Genomic DNA, 14,993 nt, shown 5'->3' on the forward strand with positions numbered 1-14,993 from the left:
GAGGCATTAATATATGGAGTCGACCAAACGCTGCTTGAGCTGAAGGACGCACTGCTTGTGCAGCTGACACACCCGCGACTCGGTCAGACCGAGCACCAGCGCGATCTCCTTCATGTTCAGTTCCTGCTGGTAGTAGAGGGAGAGCAGCAGTTGCTCCCGTTTGTCCAGCGAGCCGAGCACCTTGCTAAGAGTCATGGCCAGGTCCACATCGTCAGATTCACTGGCCGGAGCCCTGCCGCCATTTTCCAGCCACTCCTCCAGACTCTGCAGGGCCTCGGCTTGGCTGGCGTAGGCCAGCTGGCGAACCTCCTCAATCGAGCAATCCAGCGCCAGCGCCAGTTCCTGCTCGGTCGGGTTACGCCCCAATCGGTTATACAGCTCCCGCTGTACCTGATTATGACCATGCACCTGCTGGCGCAGCTGACGGGGACGCCAGTCCAGACGGCGCAACTCGTCCAGCATGGCGCCACGGATCCGCTTGAAGGCATAGCTCTCGAACTGGGCATCCGGCTCGCTGCCGTAGCGGCGCCAGGCTTCCAGCAGCCCCATCATGCCGACCTGCTCCATGTCCTCTTGATCGAAGCAGGCGCAGACCTGACTGCGCAGGTGGCTGGCCGCCCGCTTCACCAGCGGCAGATAGCGAGTCAGGATTGCATGCTCACCGGTGCGGGGCGGCGAGGTCGCCAGCTCGCAGGGAGTGTCCCAGTCAGAGTCCATCATTCCCGTTACTGCACCAGCACCTTGGTGACCAGCACTTCATCCAGATAGGGTTTGTAGCCATATCCCTGCAGCGTGGCCACCAACTTGACGAGCAGAGAGGCCTGCAGGGCGGAGATGTTTTGCAGCTCCCTCTTCACGGCATCGTGGGAACGATGGCTGAAATACTGCACCATCGCATTGCGGATCAGCGGCGTCAGCTCATTGAGCGTCTCCAGTTGCTTGGGGTTATGGGTTACCAGCGCCAGCTCCAGCACCAGGTAGTGGGGCTCGCTGTCTCCCTCAAGGCTGATGACGAAGCGCTCCATGGGCTTGAACAGCGGAGTCTTGCTCAACTCAGGCTTCGCCTCCGCCAGACCCAGCCAGACGGCGACCGTATCTCGCTTGAGATAGGCACCATAGGCCAGCACCGCCAGCAGGCACAGCGCCATTACCACCATCATCATCCACTTCATGACACGCCGCATAATTTGACATCACTCTCGCTATTGCCGGACTTTGAAAATGTCACACCAGGGCATTGAGCCAATCCTGACCAGAGCCGCTGGATGAGTCTTGTTCTTCCTGCCATTGCCGCCGGCCCGCCAGGATCTTGTCCTGCTGCCAGCGGTCCCCTCGCTCCTGCTCTCCCCCCTGGCCGACATTCACCTCGACACCGCCGGCATGGTGGGGAGCCAAACTCATGCGTAGTCTCTCCATCGACTGGATCAGAGCCTCACGTACCGCCGGGTTGGTCACGTTGAGCTGCACGTTGAGCCGATCTCCTTCAACCCTGACCGTCAGTTCGAGACGGCCCAGCTCAGGAGGGTCCAGGCGGATATGAGCCTGTTTGATGCCTTGGTTGACCTGCAGCTCCACCTTGTCCTTCAACACCTCGACCAGTTGCTGACCCCACTGGGCTGGACTGTCGGCCAGACGGGCTGGCGCCCACTGATACTCTGCCGTCTTGGTCAACGACATTGGCACCAACTGTCCCGCCACCCCTTTCAGGTCGGATATCAGGGGTTCCCGTTCAGACGAGCCATCCCCTCCAAGCAGGGGCTGCAAGCTGGTCAGCAGCTTGTCGGGCAGCGGCAGCTTGTCACCCTGGCCGACTGACTGGCTCAAGAACCGGGCGAACTCGCCCGTGAGTGGCGCTGGTTTGTCTTTCTGCGCCAAGGCGGGTTCCACGACCGGAGTCCGTTCAGTCTCCCGACGCTCATAGCTAGACAGGGCACGCAATACCGCTGATACGGAAGGGCGCTCATCATGAGCCCCCCCAATACCGACACCGAGAGGGGAAATCGGATCCTGTGTCTGGCGTGCGACCAACAGCCATGATGCCTCTTCATGACGCACGAATACGGGCTGCATATGGGTAAAGGCCTGCAGTTGCTCGGTCACATCCGTTGAAGGAGGCTCGGTTGCATCGGTATCAGACTCCTCGGCAGACACTTCATCCAGAGGGGGGGTAACCAGGACCTCCTGCTGAAACTCCAGAGGCTGATAGAGTCCCTCCTGCCCTTCAGGCTGACGGGTGAGACGGGTGAGACGGGTGAAACCTGTTGGTTCAAGGGTTGGCACCGGGTCGGCCGCGACGAACTGGATCAGGCCCATTCTTGTGCCTCATCATAGGCTTGCAACCCTTCTCTTTTGTAAGAGAGCGATTGCCATTCTTGTTTGCGCAGGGTGGTTTCTTGCTGGCAAAGCTCAAAGGCTTCCCGATGCCAGACTCGGACCTGATTCCGGGTCGAAGCCAGGGATTGCCATAATGCCGGCTGCAAGCGCACATGGCCGATGAACTGGGCCAGACGATGATCCGCCAGGCGCACTGCATCCCACTGCCCGGCACGGGCCTGCTGTAGGATCAGACGCCCCAATCCCAATAGCTGGCGCTGGCGAGTCTCGTGTTCCGTGCTGGGTTGCACAGCCTCGGTCATGGACATGATGATGGCCTCAAAATAAGACGACCCTGCCAATAAGCAAGGAGTAGGCCAGATATGTATCTGTTGAATTTCAGTACTTTACCATCACCCCACTGCAGATGAGGAAAGCCGGCTTCCGCTTTAGCGAGGATGGCGCGCCATCGCTTCCCAGCCTTCTTTCAGCTCCAGCAGAATGCGACGCACCTCAGCAAAGCCCGTGACATCGTTGCCGACGCTGATCTCGAACAGCCGCTGCCCGCAATAGTCGTACAAGCGGTGCAGATTGGTCGCGAGCTCACCCCCTTTGTCCATGTCGAGGGCGCTGTCGAGCCCCCCCAGGATCTGCAGGCATTTGTTGATGGACTGACCCTTGCGCTCATATTGCTTGGCCAGGATGTGGCCTTCGGCCCGCGCAATCTCATCGAGCAAGCCATCCATCAACATCAGCACCAACTGGTGCGGATCGGCGCTCGCCGCCTTGGCCTGGGTGGCAGCAAACTGATAGGCATCATAACCATCTTGGTGTTCAAACATCAGAGACTCACTTATTCAGGATGAAACGCGATCACCGACTCACAAAGCCCCCATGGTTTGCATCATCTGGTTCATGGTGGTGAATTGATTGAGGTAGCGCTTATACGCGGAATCCATACGGCGATCCAGTGCCTCCATACGTTCGTTCACCCGCTTCTCGCTGGCTTCAAGACCACTCTTGCGCCCCTTCAGCGCACCATCTCGTTTGGTATAAGGATCGAGCGAATCGCCCATCCGCTTGAGCAGGCCATCGTCCCCCATCAGCGCCTTGCCAAGCAGTTCGGGATCCTTCTCCAGCGCCTTGTTGAAGTCGGTCTCATTGAAGGAGAGCTTGCCCGTCTTGTCGGTCTTGATCCCGAGGCTGCTGAGGCTGAGATCATTGGGCAAGTCCCGCACGCTGCGAGACAGCATGCTCTTGAGGCTGCGCACACCGCTGTCGGAGGAGAGTGCCCCTGGTGCCTTGGGATCGCTGGAGGTCATCTTGGCCAGCTCATCCACCAGCTCGTTGTAGCTGTCGACGAACTTCTTGAGGGAGCCGGTGACGGCCTCCTTGTCCTGATCCACTGTCACCAGCAACGGCGCATCCCCGGCTTTTTGTGCCTTGGTCAGCTGGAAGGTCAGCCCATCCACCACGTTTTCAATCTTGTTGCTGGCAGAGGTGATGGTCAGCGGGTTATCCCCCCCCATCCGCAGCTTGGCGTCCTGCGCCTGTGTGATATCGGTCTTGCCAGCCACGGCAGCCCCCAGCGCATTAGTGGCATCTCCGCTGTAGTTGAGGGTGATGGCGTTCTCCACCCCGCTCTCCTTGCTAGTCAGCACCATGCTGATCTTGCCGTTGGTGCGCACCAGAGTCGCCTTCACGCCCGGGTTATCCTTGGCATTGTTGATCTGGGAGACCAGGTCCTTAGCGGTTGCTCCAGCCGGCAGGGTCGCCAGATCGATGTCGATGGTCTTGCCCTTGACAGTCAGGGAGAAGACGCCATCCGCCGGCAAGGGGGTGGTATCGCTATCCAGCTTCAGGCCGACCTGATGGGACTGAGCGAGCTGCTCCACGAAGAAGTTGTACTGGCCCGAGCTAGCCTTGCCGTTGCTCGTCACCGTCATGAGCCCGTCCTGGGACATGGTGGCCTTCTGGGCCTGCAGGTTGGTGGCCTTGTTCAAATCCTTGAGCATGGTCTGGAAGCTCGACAGCTTGGTGTTGAGCGTGCTGATGGCACTCTGCTGTCCCTTGACACTGTCCAGCTGTTTCTTCAACAGCTTGTCCATGTTCTGGCGCTCGATGGCTACCAGTTGCATCGCCATGCTGGCCGGATCTACTTGCATCATCACATCCTTATCAACTTATCGGTGGCATGCCCGTTGAAAAGAGCCCCGCTTCTTTCCAATAAACACGCGGAACCACAGGCTGCCCATGCGGGCAGCCTGAAATCCATTAACGCAGCAGGGAAGTCACCATGCCGGTCATCTGGTTGGAGTTGGACAGCACGGACATGCCAGCCTGCATCAGCATCTGGTTCTTGGTCATGTTGGTGCTCTCCTGAGCGAAGTCGGCATCCATGATGCGACCGTTCGCCAGATCGGTGTTCTCTTTCATGTTGGAGAGGTTGTTGACGGTATGCTCCAGACGGTTGATGTTGGCACCAAAGGCGGATCGTGCCTCACCGATCCCCTTGGAGAAGGTGTCCAGTTCTGTCATGGCTGCAGTCGCCTTGGTCTGATCATCGATACCGGCGGCAACCGCAGTGCCCTTGGTACCTTTATCATCGGCAACGACACCCTTGAGTGCGGTTGCCAGGGTGCCATCATCCTTGAGCTCGAGCTTCTCAGCACCGGTGCCACCGATCTGGAAGGTCACTGCCTTCTGGAAACCCTTATCCTTGGCCAGCAAGGTCTGTCCACCGAAGGTGGTGTTGTTGGTGATGTTGTCCAGCTCGGCACGCAGCTCGCCGAACTCAGCGTTCATCGCCTTGCGATCGTCAGCAGTACTGGTGCCGTTCGCAGACTGGGTGGCCAGATCCTTCATGCGCTGGACGATGTTGCTCATCTCGTCCATCGCACCCTCACCGGTCTGCATCATGGAGATGGCATCCTGAGCGTTGCGCATGCCGACCTTCTGGCCGCTGGACTGGGATTGCAAACGGGTGGCCATCTGCAGACCGGCGGCATCATCGGCAGCAGAGTTGATGCGCAAACCGGTACCCAGACGCTGCATAGCAGTACCCAGCATCTTGTTGGTGGAATTCAGCTGGCTCTGAGTGGTCAGCGAGGCGAAATTAGTGTGAATGGACAAACCCATGATCTACTCCTCAAGAAGGCTGCAATGCAGCAGGTAACCCTATAGAAATGAGAAGCGACGGGAGTCGGCCAAGACTTGAATGGAGAACGAAAAATATGATGAGGAAGCGGAAAGCGGAATCTGGAGGAAATGGGCAGGAGGAAGATGGCACTCATCCCGGGATGAGTGCCACTGGGGTTAACGCAGCAGGGAAGTGACCATGCCAGTCATCTGGTTGGAGTTGGACAACACGGACATGCCAGCCTGCATCAACATCTGGTTCTTGGTCATGTTGGTGCTCTCCTGGGCAAAGTCGGCATCCATGATGCGGCCGTTCGCCAGGTCGGTGTTCTCTTTCATGTTGGAGAGGTTGTTGACGGTGTGCTCCAGACGGTTGATGTTGGCACCGAAGGCAGAGCGGGATTCACCGATCTTCTGGGAGAAGGTATCCAGCTCGGCCATGGAGGCAGTGGCCTTGGCCTGATCGCCGATGCCGACCTTCACCGCAGCGCCATCGGTACCCTTGCCGGTGCCGACCACTTCTGCCAATGCCTTTGCCAGTGTGCCGGTGCTTTTCAGCTCCAGCTTCTCGGCGGCAGTACCACCGATCTGGAAGGTCACGTCCCCCTGGAAGCCACCGCCAGTCTTGAGCAGGCTCTGTCCACCGAAGGTGGTGTTGTTGGTGATGTTGTCCAACTCGGCGCGCAGCTCGGTGAACTCGGCGTTCATGGCAGTGCGGTCTTCGGCGGTACTGGTGCCGTTCGCAGACTGGGTGGCCAGATCCTTCATGCGCTGGACGATGTTGCTCATCTCGTCCATGGCCCCTTCGGCAGTCTGCATCATGGAGACGGCATCCTGGGCGTTGCGCATGCCCACTTTCTGGCCGCTGGACTGGGATTGCAGACGGGTGGCCATCTGCAGGCCAGCGGCGTCATCGGCAGCGGAGTTGATGCGCAGACCGGTACCCAGACGCTGCATCGCGGTGCCCAGCATCTTGTTGGTGGAGTTCAGCTGGCTCTGGGTGGTCAGAGAAGCGAAGTTGGTATGGATGGACAAGCCCATGATGTATTCCTCGATATGACGCTGCCGTGCAGCCTGTTAGGTTGACATCTGATATAGGCGACCCCTTTCTCGCAGAAATGTAGGCTTCCATTCGCATATTTTTATCTTTTCCTCTCGCCTCTCCTCAGTCAGTCCGATACCGCAGTGCCAGTTCATCCGGCATGTTTATTGCTTTGCACTAGCCATCTTCCATCACCGGACCGCGCCATGGCTGCCTCTCTTTGTACACCTCATTTCGTTAAACATTTCCAATGTGTAGGGGATCGCTGTGAAGATAACTGCTGTCATAGCTGGACCATCAGCATCGACAAGAAGACCTTCCGTAACTACGAGCAACACGCCGATTCCACGGTGAAATCCCTGAGCAAGCTGCATATCCGCAAGGTAAAGATGAGCAATGAGCGCTGGGGGGAGATCACACTGGATGAGCAGGGCGCCTGTCCCTTCCTCGATGAGAACCGCCTGTGCCAGATCCACAGCAAGGCCGGGCCACAGGCGCTGAGCCATACCTGCAAGACATACCCCAGATCCCAGGCTCGTATCGGCAACCAGATCAAACAATCCCTGATGCTCTCTTGCCCCGAGGTGTGCCGGCAGTTGCTGCTCGATCCCATGGCGATGCAAACCGAAGTGACCCAGCTGGATCAGCGCCTGCCGTTTGTCTCTCCCCCCTCCACAACCATGGCAACCCTGCACAGCCTGAGTATCCATGTGTTGGCGGCCACGGATGTCCCCACCGAGATCCGCCTGTGGCTCATCGGCATGCTGATCCACCGGGATCCGACTCAGCTGTCACACGAATCCTTCCTGGATCAGGTGGCTATGCTGGCCGAACGGGGAGAGCTCCTCACCATGTTCGATCAACTGCCTATCTTGCCCAAGTTACAGTGGTGGGGACTAAGAACCATCACGCACCAATTGTTGGCTTATTCACAGGGAGGGGGAAAGCGGGGACGCCAGACCATGCAACACTGCCTCGACAAGATCAATCAGCTGCTGGAGGGGATATATGATGAGGGCAAACTCGTGCTATTGCAGCAAACCTGGCACAACAAGGTCGCGCCCTTCTTGGCAGCCCGACCCCAGATACTGAACAACTACCTGCTCTATTACGTCTATCACCACAACTTCCCGCTGTTGCAGAACACCCAGTTCCAGGCCTATCAGTTGCTGGTGATAGATTACTTCCTACTGCGCAACTATCTGTGCCTGCTGGCCATGGACAAGGAGCTGGAAGAGCAGGACGTCATCAACCTCTTCTATAGCTACCACACCATACGCCAGCATAATGCAGGCTTTCTCAAGACGGTGGAGCAAGGGCTGAGTGAATCTGGTTTTGCGTCGGACCTCACCCTCTATGCCTTGCTGAAACCCTGAAAAAAACCGCCAGCAATCTGCATGGCGGTTTTATTCTCAAACTTTCATTTCGGCCCTACACCAACAGCGCAACCACGTTCTGGCGTGACACATTGGCCTGGGCCAGCAGGCCGGACATGGTGCCCATGAAGCCACCCTCCTTGAGTTGCAGGCTGAGCTTGCCTTGCAACTGCTCCAGCTCTTCCTGCTGCAGGTTCTGGCTGCGCGCCTTGACTCGGTCGAGCTGCTTGATCATCTTCTGGCGAAACTGTTTCAGATCCCGCACCGACTGTTCGATCTCGCCGAGCAAACGCTTCAAACGCTGCTGCTCCTGCTTGAGTTCCCCCTTGTCGAGCCCCTCGCCGAGTTGGGTCAACTGCCCGGCCTTGGGCTTGAACTGCACCGGGACCGGGTTGCCTGCGGGGATGCGAATACCCTCCCCGCTCAGCAGCACGGGTTCATCCAGCTTGCGCCTGTGCTGCTCAGGCACACTCAGCTCCAGTTTGCCCAGCTCGTTCAGCCGTGCCTGAATATGTTCCTTGCGCAATGCCCGATCCAGACGAGAGGCTGTTTCCGACTCGCTGGCACCGGCGGGCAGCACCACCTCGACGGCACTGCTGGTCTGTGGGAATGAGAAGACCAGCCGTTCGGCGCTCGACTTGGGGCTCAACAGATCGAGCCTGTCCGCGCTGTAGTGCATCCGGCTGTCCATGGCCGATGTCAGTAAACGAGGTTTGAGCTCCGCCGTCAGCGGCGCCTTCGGCTGGGTCAGCTTATCTTCCAGCAGCTTGAGGCGGGAGACCTGCTCCCCGCTCGCCGTCCGATTTTGTCCAAGCTGCTGCTCCAGCCGTTTCAACTCACCCCAGACTTGGCTCAGGGCCTGCTCGCCTCCCTGGGCATGGGCGATGCGCTGCTGGGCCGTGCCGATCAGCGCCCAGCGGTCCAATCGGATGACATTGGGCTGACGTTCGCTGCGGCTGGCTTGCGGTGAGGTGGCCGGAGCAGTCGAACGTCCACGCAGCTTGGGCTGGGCCGATGTTTCGGCCACACCGCCCAGACGGGTTTGTTGAATCTGCATCCTGGCTCCTTGACAGACTTAGGGCATGTAATTGAACAGGCTCAGACCGTTCACCTTGGCGAAGGCCTGTTGCTGCACCTGCAGGGCCATCAGTACATGAGCCTGCTGGGTCACGGCGCCCGCATAATCGAGGGACTCTATCTGATTGCTCACTTCCTTGCTATACGTGCTCTTCTCGGCATGACCTTCGTCGACCTGATCCAGCAGATTGATGCGCGCCCCGATGGAGCTGACCATCTGGCTGATGTCATCCTGCAGCGTCTGGCTGCGATCCAGCATGACCCTTGCCTGATCCGCAGCATCCGGTGCACCGCTCTCGAAGGCGGTAACCATCTCGTCCAGTTGCTTGAAGAAATCCCCGTTCTGGATGAACAGCTTGTCGGCGGTATGATTGAGCTCCACCGTCACCCCTCTGGCGATGCCGACTTCACGCACCAGCGCATCCCCCTGATAGGAATAGTCACCGCCGGGTCCCTTGACGATGGGAGTCTTGTCCACCTGGCTACCACCAAACAGGCTGGAGCCGCTCTCGTTGCGGGCATTGGCCAGATCCAGCAGCCCATCCTTGATGATGGCCGTTTCGCTGGCAACGGCGCGACGGTCATCCTCCGAGAGGGAGCCGTTGGCCGCCGTCTGGGTCAATTCGCGCAGACGACTCAGCATGTTTGTCATGGTCTCGAGCTGGATCTCCCCTTGTGACAGCTGGCTCTTGGCGTTGGCGATGTTCTTCTGGTACTGCTCCATCGCCGTCTGCTCTTTCTTCAGGCCGAGCAGCTGCACGCTGCCGACGGGATCGTCGGAGGGTTGCAGGATTCGCTTGTTGCTCGAGATCTGACGATCGAGTCGGGCGTATTCACCGAAGCCATGTTGCAGGTTATCGAGCATGCTGAGCTGGATCTGGTTGGTACTGATACGCATGGTCGCTCCGTCAGAACATGTTCAGGATGGAATTGAAAAGCTGATCCGAGGTACTGATCACCTTGGCGTTGGCCTGGTAGGCCTTGGTGTAGGCCATGATCTTGACCCCCTCTTCATCGGTGTTGACCCCGCTGACGCCGCTCAGCTTGGTGGCCAGCTGCTTCTCCATGTTGGCATCGGCCTCCATGGTAGCCTTGGCCTGACCGCTCTGCACCGCCATGCGGCCGAGCAGGGCACTGTAGGCGTCATACTGGCTGTCCTTGATGGTCAGCAGCTCCTGCAAGTTGCGGTTATCGCCGTTGCCACCCCCCGCCTTGGCGAAGGCCAGGTGATCGCCGGTAAAGCCATCCGCTACCTGCAGGGTGCCCGAGGGGTTGAGGGGATCGTAACTGAACAGGGGTTTACCCGGATCGCCGTTCAGATCGACCCCGCCCCCCTGCTTGGCATTGAAATCATCCGCCAGCTTCTTCGCTATCTGATTCAACTCGGTACGCAAGGGCCGCAACACAGTCGTGCGATACTCCAACACCCCGGCCAGGGTCCCCCCTTGTAACTTGGGAACCTCGAAGGATTGCGGACCAAAGTGGAGGCTCAGGGTGTCACCAGCCAGGGAGAGGGTACTGCTGCTGCCCGCCAGCACCAGCGGTTGACCCTGAGGCAGGCTCAGGGAGAAGGAGCCGTCACTCTGCCGATTGACCCTGACCTCCATGAAGGTCGACAGCTCGCGCACTATCTGCTCACGGCTGTCTTCCAGCACCGAGGTATTGACCCCCTTGGAGGCCTGCTCGCCGATCTGGGTATTCAGCTCGGCCACCTGTTTCAGGTAGCTGTTGACCTGGGAGATGGTGCTGCCCAGTTGATCATCGATCTGCTTCTCCTGGGTCAGCAGGCTCTCGTTCAGCTGGCCGAAGCGATTGGCAAGCGCCCCGGCAGAGCTGACGATCTGGCTGCGCTGCGCCGGCGTCTCCGGACTGTCGAGGGCGGCATTAAGGGAGGCAAAGAAGCTGTCCAGCCCCTTGGCGATATTCATCGATTCACTGCCAAGCAGTTGCTCGGTGGTGTTGATGTACTGATGAAACGCATAGGATGAACCGGTCGAGGAGCGGCTACGCCAGTGTTGGGACACCAGGTAATCATCGGTGATCCGGCGAACACCGGTCACCTCCACCCCCATGCCGTTATCCAGTCGACCAAAACCGGACAGGCTGCCCATCATGGCCTCCTGGCGGCTGTAGCCGACGGTATTGACGTTGGCGATATTCTGGGCGGTGACATTGAGCGCGATCTGAGCCGCGTTGAGTCCGCTAAAACCGATATTGAGCAGCGACATCAGTCAATCTTCCTCATTTTTGCCGAATTCAGAGGCTGACTGAAGGCAGCCAGGGTCTGCTGTTCTGAAGCGACCACTGGCTCGGCATTCTTTAATGTCGGGGCAAGCTGATTGACCATCTGTTCTTTCAGTCCCATGCCGCCCCGCTTCACCAGACTCATCGCCAGCTGGTTGTCGTACATGTCGCGGTAGAGCGCTTCTCCCTTGATGAGCTTGTCATCTTCATCCTGCATGGCATCGGAGGCCGAGCGCATATGCTTGAGAACGGTTTGCAGGAAACTCACCTCGAACTGGCCAGCCGCCGCCTCCAGGGCCGCGCGCTGATCCGGGTTGCTCTTTATCTGCTGCAGTTCATTGAGATCCTGATAGAAACCAGGCTCTGACGTTATCTTGGTCATATGGATATCCTTAGATGACAACCAGCTCTCCCTCGAGGGCTCCCGCCTCATCGAGAGCTTGCAGTATGGCCATGACATCATCCGGGGTCGCCCCCAGCGAATTCACTGCCTTGACGATCACCTCCAGCGAGGTTCCCTCCGGCCAGACGAACATGTTGTTACGCTCCCGGTCAACCTGGACCTGCGAATTCGGGGTCGTGGTAGTTCGGCCGTTGGAGAAGGCATTGGGCTGACTGACCGTCTTACTCTCGCCTATGGTCACCGTCAGGCTGCCGTGGCTGACCGCGGCCTTGCGCACCTTGACCCCTTGCCCCATCACGACGGTGCCGGTGCGGCTGTTGAAGACGACCCTGGGCCGCTCCTTGCCCATGTCCACCTGAATATCCTGCAGCAAGGCCATGAAGGAGATCCGCTGACTCTCGTCACGGGGGGCCGCAATCTGAATGCGCCCGGCGCTGACCGCCTTGGCAACTGGCCCCAACTGGCGGTTGATCTCCCGTTCAACGTTGCGTGCCGTCTTGAAATTTGGCTGATGCAGATTCAAGGTGACCTCGGGTTTGTCCGCAAAATTGCTGACCGCCTCCCGCTCGATGATGGCACCGTTGGGGATGATGCCCGCCGTTGGCACATTGATGGTGACGGACGAGCCTGACTGCCCCTCCGCCTTGACCCCGGCCACCACCAGATTGCCTTGGGCAACGGCGTAAACCTCACCGTCGATGCCGCGCATGGGGGTCAACAGCAGCGACCCCCCTCTCAGGCTCTTGGCATCGCCGATGGAGGTCACGGTCACATCCACCAGTTGCCCCTTGCCGGCCAAGGCCGGCAGGGTCGCCTGCACCGACACGGCGGCGACGTTCTTGAGTTTGGGATCGATGTCATCCGGCAGTTGCACGCCGAACTGCTTGAGCATGTTGGTCATGGACTGACCGGTGAACTTGACCTGGCTGCGATCCCCGGTGCCGGAGAGTCCGACCACCAGGCCGTAACCTACCAGCTGGTTGGTTCTCATCCCCTGCACGTCGGCGATGTCCAGCAGGGCTCGCTTGGCAGGGGCGGCAGCCCCCGCCACACCCGACAGGGAGAGGCAGAGCAAGGCGATACACCATCTGTTCATGTGGATCCTCACAGGGGGGCAAACGCGGAGCTGAAGAAACGCGACAACCAGCCCATCTGGTTGCTGTCGGCAAGGGCACCGCGACCCGCATAGGTGATGCGGGCATCGGCGATGCGCTGGGAAGAGATGCGGTTGCTCTGACTGATGTCCTCGACCCGCACCATGCCCCCCAGGCGAATGTATTCATCCCCCTGATTGAGGCGTATCCATTTCTCCCCCCGGATCCCCAGCACCCCGTTTGGCATCACTTCCGCCACGGTGACGGTAATGGCCCCCGCCAGGGTGTTTTGCTGGCTGGAGGTGGCTCCGCCGTCAAAGTCCCGATCGGCATTTGCCGAGAGACCCCAATCGGGCCTGGACACACCACCAATGGAGGGGGCGGGCACATTGATGCTGCTGCTCTTGTTCGTGCTGGTGTTGGCTTTCTTGCTGGATTGAGTCCGCTCCTCCAGCATCACGGTCAGGATATCGCCGATGCGATAGGCACGGCGATCCTGAAACAGCGTCATCATGTAGTCACCACGATAGAGACTGCCATCCTCTCCCATGCCTGTCTTCGTCATCTTGGAACGGGAGGGAGCCCATTTTTCATCTCCGGGCTCAGGGGCCTGCAGCTCATAGGTGGAGCATCCCCCCAGCAGCAGGAACAATCCGAACCAACACCACATCGATCTCTTCATCACCATCACAGCGCCTGGGTCACGAACTTGAGCATCTGATCGGCGGAGGAGACCACCTTGGCATTCATCTCATAGGCGCGCTGGGTGGTGATCATGTCCACCATCTCCTCCACCACGTTGACGTTGGAACTCTCCAGGGTGAACTGCTTGATGGCGCCCATGGCCTCTTCCCCTGGGACACCTTCGATGGCCTCACCGGACGCGCCGGTTGCACGATAGAGGTTACCCCCCAAGGCTTCCAGCCCGGACGGGTTCGAGAAGTTGGTCAGGGTAATGCGCCCCAGCTCCACGTTCTCTTGCTGGCCTGGCAGGGTGGCACTCACTGTCCCATCCGTGCCGATGGCCACCTTGGTCGCGTTGTCCGGGATCTGGATCTGCGGCAGCATGGGCAGGCCATCGGAATTGACCAGCAGACCTTCCGCGCTGCGGTGCCACTGACCATTGCGGGTGTAGGCCGTCTCGCCATCCGGGCGCTCGACCCCAAAGAAACCGGCCCCGACGACGGCCATGTCCAGCTCCTGGTTGGTGTTCTGGAACTGCCCCGGGGTAAACACCTTCTGGGTGCCGACGACCCGTACGCCGTTCCCCATCTGGATGCCGATGGGCGACAGGTTCTGTTGATCCTGCTGGGCCCCCGGCTGACGCTGGACCTGATAGAACAGATCCTCGAATGCCACCCGATCACGCTTGAAGCCGACCGTGTTGACGTTGGCCAGGTTGTTGGAAATGCTGGCCATCTTGGCATCTTGTGCCGACAGACCCGTTTTACTCACCCACAGTGCTGCGTGCATCTTAGTTTCTCCACCTATTCATTCGAGCGCGCCGAGGCGCCCCATCAACTCTTGCTCACGGTCCGGCCAGGCCCACCGCGTTCAACTCTGTCAGCCCTGACCGGAGATCAGCCTGGCCCCTTGCCTAGCCTGATCGTCCGCGGTCTTCATCAACTTGACCTGCAGTTCGAAGTTACGGGTCAGCGACATGCTGCTGATCAGCTCGTCAACCGCGTTCACATTCGCGCCTTCGAGGAAGCCGGACGCCAGCACCACCTGCTCGCTGATCTCGGCATCCCCTCCCTGACGCTGACGGAATAGACCATCCAGCCCCTTCACCAGATCGGCCGGGTCTGGATTGACCAGCTTGAGCCGACCCACATCCAGGCGGGCCCCGCCCCCCGGCGGAGTGATGCTGAGGGAACCATCCTTACCAAAACTCAGGTCACGATAGGCTGGCAGCACCATTTCCCCACCGTCACCCAGCACCGGACGACCATTGAGGGTCAACAGTCCCTCGCCATCCACCTCCAGGTTGCCGGCACGGGTGTAAGCCTCCTTGCCATCGGCCGTCTGCACCGTGAGAAAGCCCTCGCCACGCACCGCCACATCCAGCTTGCGGCCCGTCTGCATCAGGGCACCGGGTTTGAAGTCGGTGCCCGCCAACTCCTCGCGGGCCATGACCCGGCTCGGATAACCATCACCGGTCAAGGCATAGGCGGAGGCCCGCTCAAAATCGGCCCGAAAGCCGGCGGTATTGACGTTGGCCAGGTTGTTGGCCCGGATTTGCTGGGCCATCAGGGTATGTTGCGCACCCGACATGGCGGTATAGATAAGCTTTTCCACGCATCACG

17 protein-coding genes are annotated in these 14,993 nt (G+C 59.3%); 1 reads left to right on the top strand and 16 read right to left on the bottom strand.

Annotated elements, in window-relative coordinates:
* Positions 1-6 precede the first annotated feature (6 nt).
* The 8 genes from lafS to lafA (AACW18_RS15480) all read right to left on the bottom strand — a co-directional run bounded on the left by lafS (position 7) and on the right by lafA (AACW18_RS15480) (position 6,492).
* Positions 7-720, bottom strand: coding sequence for a lateral flagellar system RNA polymerase sigma factor LafS (gene lafS / locus AACW18_RS15445; RefSeq protein WP_042653234.1), 714 nt, complete (start codon positions 718-720; stop codon positions 7-9).
* Positions 721-725: 5 nt separating this feature from the next.
* Positions 726-1,184, bottom strand: coding sequence for a lateral flagellar basal body-associated protein LafF (lafF, locus tag AACW18_RS15450; RefSeq protein WP_042653235.1), 459 nt, complete (start codon positions 1,182-1,184; stop codon positions 726-728).
* Positions 1,185-1,224: 40 nt separating this feature from the next.
* Complete coding sequence (locus AACW18_RS15455) at positions 1,225-2,313, bottom strand: flagellar hook-length control protein FliK (RefSeq protein WP_218389161.1); 1,089 nt, start codon at positions 2,311-2,313, stop codon at positions 1,225-1,227.
* Positions 2,304-2,642, bottom strand: coding sequence for a hypothetical protein (locus tag AACW18_RS15460; protein WP_042653324.1), 339 nt, complete (start codon positions 2,640-2,642; stop codon positions 2,304-2,306). The genes AACW18_RS15455 and AACW18_RS15460 overlap by 10 nt, the downstream gene beginning before the upstream one ends.
* A 120-nt stretch (positions 2,643-2,762) precedes the next feature.
* Positions 2,763-3,155: a lateral flagellar export chaperone LafC gene (gene lafC, locus AACW18_RS15465; RefSeq protein WP_042653237.1), complete on the bottom strand. Its 393-nt coding sequence runs from the start codon at positions 3,153-3,155 to the stop codon at positions 2,763-2,765.
* A 39-nt stretch (positions 3,156-3,194) separates the two neighbouring features.
* Entirely contained in the window at positions 3,195-4,478 is a 1,284-nt protein-coding gene (lafB, locus tag AACW18_RS15470; protein ID WP_042653238.1) for a lateral flagellar capping protein LafB, read from the bottom strand.
* A gap of 109 nt (positions 4,479-4,587) precedes the next feature.
* The gene (lafA, locus tag AACW18_RS15475) at positions 4,588-5,451 is read right to left on the bottom strand and encodes a lateral flagellin LafA (RefSeq protein WP_042653239.1); all 864 of its coding nucleotides are present in this window, start codon (positions 5,449-5,451) and stop codon (positions 4,588-4,590) included.
* 177 nt (positions 5,452-5,628) lie between these two features.
* Complete coding sequence (gene lafA / locus AACW18_RS15480) at positions 5,629-6,492, bottom strand: lateral flagellin LafA (protein WP_042653240.1); 864 nt, start codon at positions 6,490-6,492, stop codon at positions 5,629-5,631.
* Between the two features lie 207 nt (positions 6,493-6,699).
* On the opposite strand from lafA (AACW18_RS15480), the gene fliB reads away from it, so the two are divergent.
* Complete coding sequence (fliB, locus tag AACW18_RS15485) at positions 6,700-7,869, top strand: flagellin lysine-N-methylase (RefSeq protein WP_218389162.1); 1,170 nt, start codon at positions 6,700-6,702, stop codon at positions 7,867-7,869.
* Between the two features lie 55 nt (positions 7,870-7,924).
* Here fliB and AACW18_RS15490 read toward each other — a convergent pair whose 3' ends face one another.
* The 8 genes from AACW18_RS15490 to lfgF all read right to left on the bottom strand — a co-directional run bounded on the left by AACW18_RS15490 (position 7,925) and on the right by lfgF (position 14,985).
* Positions 7,925-8,926, bottom strand: a complete 1,002-nt coding sequence (locus tag AACW18_RS15490) for a hypothetical protein (RefSeq protein ID WP_042653241.1) — start codon at positions 8,924-8,926, stop codon at positions 7,925-7,927.
* Between the two features lie 18 nt (positions 8,927-8,944).
* The gene (gene lfgL / locus AACW18_RS15495; protein WP_042653242.1) at positions 8,945-9,844 is read right to left on the bottom strand and encodes a lateral flagellar hook-associated protein LfgL; all 900 of its coding nucleotides are present in this window, start codon (positions 9,842-9,844) and stop codon (positions 8,945-8,947) included.
* A 10-nt stretch (positions 9,845-9,854) separates the two neighbouring features.
* Positions 9,855-11,174, bottom strand: a complete 1,320-nt coding sequence (gene lfgK, locus AACW18_RS15500; RefSeq protein ID WP_042653243.1) for a lateral flagellar hook-associated protein LfgK — start codon at positions 11,172-11,174, stop codon at positions 9,855-9,857.
* Complete coding sequence (locus AACW18_RS15505) at positions 11,174-11,572, bottom strand: rod-binding protein (protein WP_218389163.1); 399 nt, start codon at positions 11,570-11,572, stop codon at positions 11,174-11,176. Before AACW18_RS15505 ends, lfgK begins: the two co-directional genes overlap by 1 nt.
* A gap of 10 nt (positions 11,573-11,582) precedes the next feature.
* A complete protein-coding gene (gene fgIL, locus AACW18_RS15510) occupies positions 11,583-12,689 on the bottom strand; it encodes a lateral flagellar basal body P-ring FlgIL (RefSeq protein WP_042653245.1) in 1,107 nt (368 codons plus the stop codon).
* Between the two features lie 8 nt (positions 12,690-12,697).
* Positions 12,698-13,357 carry a flagellar basal body L-ring protein FlgH gene (gene flgH, locus AACW18_RS15515; protein WP_242380647.1) on the bottom strand — a complete coding sequence of 220 codons (660 nt, stop codon included), beginning with the start codon at positions 13,355-13,357 and terminating at the stop codon, positions 12,698-12,700.
* A gap of 17 nt (positions 13,358-13,374) precedes the next feature.
* Positions 13,375-14,160 carry a lateral flagellar basal-body rod protein LfgG gene (gene lfgG, locus AACW18_RS15520; RefSeq protein ID WP_042653246.1) on the bottom strand — a complete coding sequence of 262 codons (786 nt, stop codon included), beginning with the start codon at positions 14,158-14,160 and terminating at the stop codon, positions 13,375-13,377.
* A 90-nt stretch (positions 14,161-14,250) separates the two neighbouring features.
* Positions 14,251-14,985: a lateral flagellar basal-body rod protein LfgF gene (gene lfgF, locus AACW18_RS15525; RefSeq protein ID WP_042653247.1), complete on the bottom strand. Its 735-nt coding sequence runs from the start codon at positions 14,983-14,985 to the stop codon at positions 14,251-14,253.
* Positions 14,986-14,993 lie beyond the last annotated feature (8 nt).

It is taken from the genome of Aeromonas sp. sia0103, assembly GCF_963895295.1.
In the GTDB taxonomy this organism is placed as follows: domain Bacteria; phylum Pseudomonadota; class Gammaproteobacteria; order Enterobacterales; family Aeromonadaceae; genus Aeromonas; species Aeromonas encheleia.

What these genes read in the sequence shown, in the direction of transcription:
- lfgL (WP_042653242.1), bottom strand. Translation starts at nt 9,844, where the DNA reads ATGCGTATCAGTACCAACCAGATCCAGCTCAGCATGCTCGATAACCTG.
- AACW18_RS15505 (WP_218389163.1), bottom strand. Translation starts at nt 11,572, where the DNA reads ATGACCAAGATAACGTCAGAGCCTGGTTTCTATCAGGATCTCAATGAA.
- lafS (WP_042653234.1), bottom strand. Translation starts at nt 720, where the DNA reads ATGATGGACTCTGACTGGGACACTCCCTGCGAGCTGGCGACCTCGCCG.
- lafA (WP_042653240.1), bottom strand. Translation starts at nt 6,492, where the DNA reads ATGGGCTTGTCCATCCATACCAACTTCGCTTCTCTGACCACCCAGAGC.
- fgIL (WP_042653245.1), bottom strand. Translation starts at nt 12,689, where the DNA reads ATGAACAGATGGTGTATCGCCTTGCTCTGCCTCTCCCTGTCGGGTGTG.
- lafC (WP_042653237.1), bottom strand. Translation starts at nt 3,155, where the DNA reads ATGTTTGAACACCAAGATGGTTATGATGCCTATCAGTTTGCTGCCACC.
- AACW18_RS15460 (WP_042653324.1), bottom strand. Translation starts at nt 2,642, where the DNA reads ATGTCCATGACCGAGGCTGTGCAACCCAGCACGGAACACGAGACTCGC.
- lafA (WP_042653239.1), bottom strand. Translation starts at nt 5,451, where the DNA reads ATGGGTTTGTCCATTCACACTAATTTCGCCTCGCTGACCACTCAGAGC.
- flgH (WP_242380647.1), bottom strand. Translation starts at nt 13,357, where the DNA reads ATGTGGTGTTGGTTCGGATTGTTCCTGCTGCTGGGGGGATGCTCCACC.
- lafF (WP_042653235.1), bottom strand. Translation starts at nt 1,184, where the DNA reads ATGCGGCGTGTCATGAAGTGGATGATGATGGTGGTAATGGCGCTGTGC.
- AACW18_RS15490 (WP_042653241.1), bottom strand. Translation starts at nt 8,926, where the DNA reads ATGCAGATTCAACAAACCCGTCTGGGCGGTGTGGCCGAAACATCGGCC.
- lafB (WP_042653238.1), bottom strand. Translation starts at nt 4,478, where the DNA reads ATGCAAGTAGATCCGGCCAGCATGGCGATGCAACTGGTAGCCATCGAG.
- lfgG (WP_042653246.1), bottom strand. Translation starts at nt 14,160, where the DNA reads ATGCACGCAGCACTGTGGGTGAGTAAAACGGGTCTGTCGGCACAAGAT.
- fliB (WP_218389162.1), top strand. Translation starts at nt 6,700, where the DNA reads ATGGCTGCCTCTCTTTGTACACCTCATTTCGTTAAACATTTCCAATGT.
- AACW18_RS15455 (WP_218389161.1), bottom strand. Translation starts at nt 2,313, where the DNA reads ATGGGCCTGATCCAGTTCGTCGCGGCCGACCCGGTGCCAACCCTTGAA.
- lfgK (WP_042653243.1), bottom strand. Translation starts at nt 11,174, where the DNA reads ATGTCGCTGCTCAATATCGGTTTTAGCGGACTCAACGCGGCTCAGATC.